This window comes from Aeromicrobium sp. PFPM2_SD2 (assembly GCF_057364525.1).
This window is the reverse complement of record NZ_JBNFNZ010000188.1, coordinates 1-4,510: the sequence shown is the minus strand read 5'-3', so window position 1 is coordinate 4,510 and position 4,510 is coordinate 1. Positions and strand designations below refer to the sequence as shown.

The 4,510-nt window shown below is 72.7% G+C and carries 8 protein-coding genes, 1 tRNA gene and 1 riboswitch; of the genes, 4 read left to right on the top strand and 5 right to left on the bottom strand.

The features are described 5' to 3' along the window. The coding region (locus AC2W7G_RS09830) for an ATP-binding cassette domain-containing protein (RefSeq protein ID WP_485868267.1) at positions 1 to 323 on the bottom strand (323 nt) is incomplete at its 3' end. Positions 324 to 467: 144 nt separating this feature from the next. On the opposite strand from AC2W7G_RS09830, the gene AC2W7G_RS09825 reads away from it, so the two are divergent. Both AC2W7G_RS09825 and AC2W7G_RS09820 read left to right on the top strand, forming a co-directional pair. Further along, positions 468 to 986, top strand: a complete 519-nt coding sequence (locus AC2W7G_RS09825) for a GNAT family N-acetyltransferase (RefSeq protein ID WP_485868266.1) — start codon at positions 468 to 470, stop codon at positions 984 to 986. A 16-nt stretch (positions 987 to 1,002) separates the two neighbouring features. Beyond that, positions 1,003 to 1,067: riboswitch (guanidine-III (ykkC-III) riboswitch) on the top strand. 11 nt (positions 1,068 to 1,078) lie between these two features. Beyond that, the gene (locus AC2W7G_RS09820; protein ID WP_485868265.1) at positions 1,079 to 1,393 is read left to right on the top strand and encodes a DMT family transporter; all 315 of its coding nucleotides are present in this window, start codon (positions 1,079 to 1,081) and stop codon (positions 1,391 to 1,393) included. 9 nt (positions 1,394 to 1,402) lie between these two features. Here the strand turns inward: AC2W7G_RS09820 and AC2W7G_RS09815 are convergent, their stop codons facing one another. Then, positions 1,403 to 1,912 carry an acyl-CoA thioesterase gene (locus tag AC2W7G_RS09815; RefSeq protein ID WP_485868264.1) on the bottom strand — a complete coding sequence of 170 codons (510 nt, stop codon included), beginning with the start codon at positions 1,910 to 1,912 and terminating at the stop codon, positions 1,403 to 1,405. A gap of 120 nt (positions 1,913 to 2,032) precedes the next feature. Then, positions 2,033 to 2,608 (bottom strand): dCTP deaminase, encoded by a 576-nt coding sequence (gene dcd / locus AC2W7G_RS09810; protein WP_485868263.1) that lies wholly within the window; start codon positions 2,606 to 2,608, stop codon positions 2,033 to 2,035. Between the two features lie 69 nt (positions 2,609 to 2,677). Between dcd and AC2W7G_RS09805 the strand changes: the two genes are divergently transcribed. Beyond that, a tRNA-Gly gene (locus AC2W7G_RS09805) sits at positions 2,678 to 2,748 on the top strand. 17 nt (positions 2,749 to 2,765) lie between these two features. On the opposite strand, the gene AC2W7G_RS09800 is transcribed toward AC2W7G_RS09805, so the two are convergent. Both AC2W7G_RS09800 and AC2W7G_RS09795 read right to left on the bottom strand, forming a co-directional pair. Beyond that, complete coding sequence (locus AC2W7G_RS09800) at positions 2,766 to 3,608, bottom strand: DUF817 domain-containing protein (RefSeq protein ID WP_485868262.1); 843 nt, start codon at positions 3,606 to 3,608, stop codon at positions 2,766 to 2,768. A gap of 16 nt (positions 3,609 to 3,624) precedes the next feature. Beyond that, positions 3,625 to 4,128: a GNAT family N-acetyltransferase gene (locus tag AC2W7G_RS09795; protein WP_485868261.1), complete on the bottom strand. Its 504-nt coding sequence runs from the start codon at positions 4,126 to 4,128 to the stop codon at positions 3,625 to 3,627. A gap of 99 nt (positions 4,129 to 4,227) precedes the next feature. Between AC2W7G_RS09795 and AC2W7G_RS09790 the strand changes: the two genes are divergently transcribed. Continuing rightward, on the top strand, positions 4,228 to 4,510 hold a 283-nt coding region (locus AC2W7G_RS09790; RefSeq protein WP_485868260.1), incomplete at its 3' end, for a hypothetical protein.

Here is a 4,510-nt window from a genome sequence, read left to right as displayed (position 1 = left end):
GACGCGGTGCGTGGGGATGCCCGTTGCTGGCGGCCTCCAGCGCAGGTGGTCGCGGCCGAGCGGCCCGGGTGGATGGCGTGCGCGTCCAGCAGCGCGCCGATCTGGCGCAGCGGGGCGGGCGAGGCGGCGTAGGCGCGGCCGTTGACCGTGACCGACCCGCTGGTCGGACGGTCGAGGCCGAGCACCGTCCGCATGGTGGTGGACTTGCCGGCGCCGTTCGGCCCGAGGAAGCCGGTCACGCGTCCGGGCTCGACGGTGAAGTCGAGGCCGTCCACGGCGGTCCTGTCGCCGAAGCGCTTGGTGAGGGCGCGAGCCTGGATCATGAGCGTCTCCTGGGGTGTCGAGAGGTGCAGGACGACTCTCGTCCGCCCGGCACCCCCGCCACATCGGGGAGCGACCCCCGCCGCACCCGGGTCGCGACCCCGAGCCGGCGGGCGGGGACGTCGGGGTCGGCCAAGGGTTCCGGCGTGGACGTGCTGCGATTCCTGATCCTGGACGACGCCGACGAGCTGGCCGCGGTGCGCGTCGCCGAGCGGGCCCGGCTGGCGCCGTTCGAGCCCGAGCGCGAGGAGTCGTTCTTCACCGCTGACGGCCAGCGCGAGGAGCTCAAGCAGCTGATCGCCGCGAACGCCGCCGGGCTCGCCTACCCGTTCGCGATCGTCTCCGAGGGCAGCATCGTCGGCGCCATGACGCTCACCGGCGTCGTGCGGCGCGCCTTCATGTCGTGCTCGGTCGGCTACTGGGTCGCCGAGAGCCACGCCGGGCAGGGCCTCACGACCCGGGCGCTGCGCGAGGCCACCGACTACGCGTTCGGCCACCTCGGCCTGCACCGGGTCGAGGCCGCGACGCTGGTCGACAACGTCGCCTCGCAGCGGGTGCTGGCCAAGGTCGGCTTCGAGCGGTTCGGGGTCGCCCCGCAGTACCTGCACATCGCCGGACGCTGGCAGGACCACGTCCTGCACCAGCTGCTGGCCCCCGCGTCCTGACGTTGCTACCGTCGGCCCCGCAGCCGGCGCTCGGCTGACCGGACGAGGGAGCCGTACCCGGCACGCGACAAGACGGCCAGGAGGAGTCCCTCGTGTCCTGGATCGTGCTCGTCGTCTCCGGAGCCCTCGAGGCCGTGTGGGCCGTGGCCCTCGGCAGGACGGAGGGGTTCACCCGGCTCGCCCCGTCGCTCGTGTTCGCCGCCGCCGTCTCGGCGTCCATGGTCGGCCTGGCCTACGCCATGCGCACCATCCCGACCGGCACCGCGTACGCCGTGTGGGTCGCGATCGGCGCCACGCTGACCGTCGCCTACGGCATGGCCACCGGCGACGAGCAGGCCAGCCTGGTGAAGGTGCTGCTGCTCGCCGGCATCATCGGCTGCGTCATCGGGCTCAAGCTCACGCACTGAGCCCGGACGTCACCAGGGGCGGTCGGCGGTGAGGACGCGCGCGAGGTCCTGCGACTGGCGGCGGTGGTCGCGCCGCTGCTCGGCGCGCAGGTCACCGGTCTCGTGCAGGAAGACCTCCTCGACGCTCTCCGGCACGACCGGCGGCACCGGCACGGGGCGGCCGTCGTCGTCCAGCGCCACGAAGGTGAGGAACGCGGTGGCGGCGACGGTGCGGTCGCCGGTCTTGAGGTCCTCGGCGATCACCTTGGTGAACACCTCGACCGACGTGCGGCCGGTCCAGCTGACGTAGGACTCCAGGCACATCGAGTGACCGGGGCGGATCGGCGAGAGGAAGTCGACCGAGTCGGTGGAGGCGGTGACGACCGCGGTGCGGGTGTGGCGCACGGCCGCGATAGAGGCGGCCATGTCGATGTCGCTCATGAGCCGGCCGCCGAACAGGGTGTTGTGGTCGTTGACGGCGTCGGGGAAGATCCGCGACGTCCGGATCACCAGGGAGTCCCTGCAGGTCTTGCCGTCCACTGTCCTACCCCCGTGCTCGTCGTCGGTCCGACCCTCAAGGCTACGCGGGCACGACGGCGACCACCGCCTCGTGGCGGTGTCTGCTTCACCACGCGACGCAGGTCACCCCGCGGCGCCGGGTCAGATGGCAGTGCGGTGGAAGCTGGCGTGCGAGCGCGACGGCGTCGGGCCCCGCTGCCCCTGGTAGCGCGAGCCGTAGACGGCCGAGCCGTAGGGGTTCTCGGCCGGCGAGGTCAGGCGGAAGAAGCACAGCTGCCCGATCTTCATGCCCGGGTAGAGCTTGATCGGCAGGGTCGCGACGTTGGCCAGCTCGAGCGTCACGTGCCCGGAGAAGCCGGGGTCGATGAACCCGGCGGTCGAGTGGGTCAGCAGGCCCAGACGGCCGAGCGACGACTTGCCCTCGAGCCGGGCGGCGACGTCGTCGGGCAGCGTGACGAGCTCGTAGGTCGAGCCCAGCACGAACTCGCCCGGGTGCAGGATGAACTCCTCGCCGCCGCCGACCTCGACCTCGCGGGTGAGGTCGGACTGGTCGGCCGCCGGGTCGATGTGCGGGTACTTGTGGTTGTCGAAGACCCTGAAGAACTTGTCCAGGCGCACGTCGATGCTGGACGGCTGGATCATGCCCCGGTCGAGCGGGTCGAGGCGCACCCGGTCGGCGTCGATCTCGGCGAGGATGTCGCGGTCGGAGAGCAGCACGACGCAAACCCTAGCGCGGGCGGGCCGCGGGAGTGGCTACAGTAGGAGCGCTCGACCGCGAGGTCGTCCGCCGATGTAGCTCAATGGCAGAGCGCTTGCTTCCCAAGCAAGACACGCGGGTTCGATTCCCGTCATCGGCTCCGTGCCGCAGGGCCCGTCACCGCGAGGTGGCGGGCCCTGCGTCGTCCGACCCGCCAGCCGGCTCGTCACGCTCGGGCGTCACCGTGACGGGAGCGTCGGCGTAGAGCTCGCCCTCCCACCGCTTGAGCACCGCCACGATCACGAAGCTCATCGTCACCAGCAGCGACCACGCGCCGAGCTTGCCCACGTGGACGGCCTCCCAGACGTCCTGCTGCGAGGGGTAGGTCCAGGCCCCGAGGAAGGTCGCTCCGTTCTCCGCCAGCCACAGGAAGAACCCGATCAGCACGAACGCGAGCGCGAGCGGCATCCGGTAGGTCTCGTCGCCGACGCGGAAGTGCACCAGGCAGCGGCGCAGCACGACGAGGCCGGCGAGCGCGAGCGGGACGCGCAGGTCGACGACCCAGTGGTGGGTGAAGAAGTTGGCGTAGATCGCCACGGCGACCAGCGCGGCCGGCACGAGCGGGAAGCCCGACAGGCGCAGGTCCATCCGGCGCCACGCCTGGCAGATGTAGGAGCCGACCGCGGCGTACATGAACCCGGCGTACAGCGGGACGCCGCCGACCTTGGTCCACGCGTCCTCGGGGTAGGACCACGACCCGACGCGCACCTTGAACAGCTCCAGCGCGAGCCCGAGCAGGTGGAAGGCCAGCACGACGAGCACCTCGCGCCGCGTCTCGAGCCCGACCGCCCAGAACAGCAGGGTCAGCGCGACGCACCAGACGAGCAGCGCGTCGTAGCGCGGGACCGGCAGCGGCACGACGGACGACAGGGCGAGCCCGGCGAAGACGCCGGCGGCGAACAGGCACGACAGGGCCTCGACCCACGCGAAGCGCACGAGCTGCAGCGCTCCGTGCCGCACGCGTCCCACCGGACGCTCAGAGCTCCCGCGTCATCTGGACCCGGCGTCCGAGCCGGTCCAGGCCGGCGGTCCGCTCGGCCGCCTGGCGGGCGAGCTGGGCATCGCCCGCCGGCTCCGTCTCGACGAAGCCGACCGAGCGGTGGAACGGCGCGTTCCAGGGCACGTCGGCGAAGGTGCGCAGGGTGATCGAGCGGTGACCCCGGTCCCGGGCGCGGGTGCACGCGGCCTCGACGAGGGCCCGGCCGATCCCGCGACGACCGTGGCTCGGCCGGACGGAGACCTGCTCCAGGTGCGCCTGGCCCGCGTCCTCGAGGACGTGGACGAACCCGACCAGCTGTCCGTTCCCGTCCTCGGCGACCAGCGTGAAGCCCGGCGCCGAGGTCCGCTCGGTCGCCGGCGCCGGGACGAACGGCGTCGTGGGCCGCAGCAGCGCCTCCAGCAGCGTGTCGGCCTCGCGCTCCACCTCCTCCAGCAGCACGTGCTCGTCGTCGCGCGCGGCACGGAGGGTGAGGTCGTCCACGGTCGCAGCGTAGGGGCTGGTGGACGGGACCGGCCGGGACCGGTGGACAGCCCCGGGACGACGGCCGAAAGTGTCGGTGGTCGCGCCTAGCGTGGGGTCATGGAGGACGTCCCGTTCGAGCAGCTGCTCACCGCGATCGCCGCGGTCGAGCACGACGACGTGCTCGGTGGCTCGCGCATCGACGTCATCGCCGCGCTCGAGCGCCTCGTTCGGCACGCCACCGCGCTGCAGCTCGAGCAGGTGGCCGCTCTCCACTCCGAACGGGCCGGCACCGGCATGGACGCCACGCTCACCGTGGCCGGCGAGGTCGCCATGGCCCGGGGCGTCTCCCCCTCGGCCGGCGGCACCCAGCTCGGGCACGCCGTCACGCTGGCGGCCATGC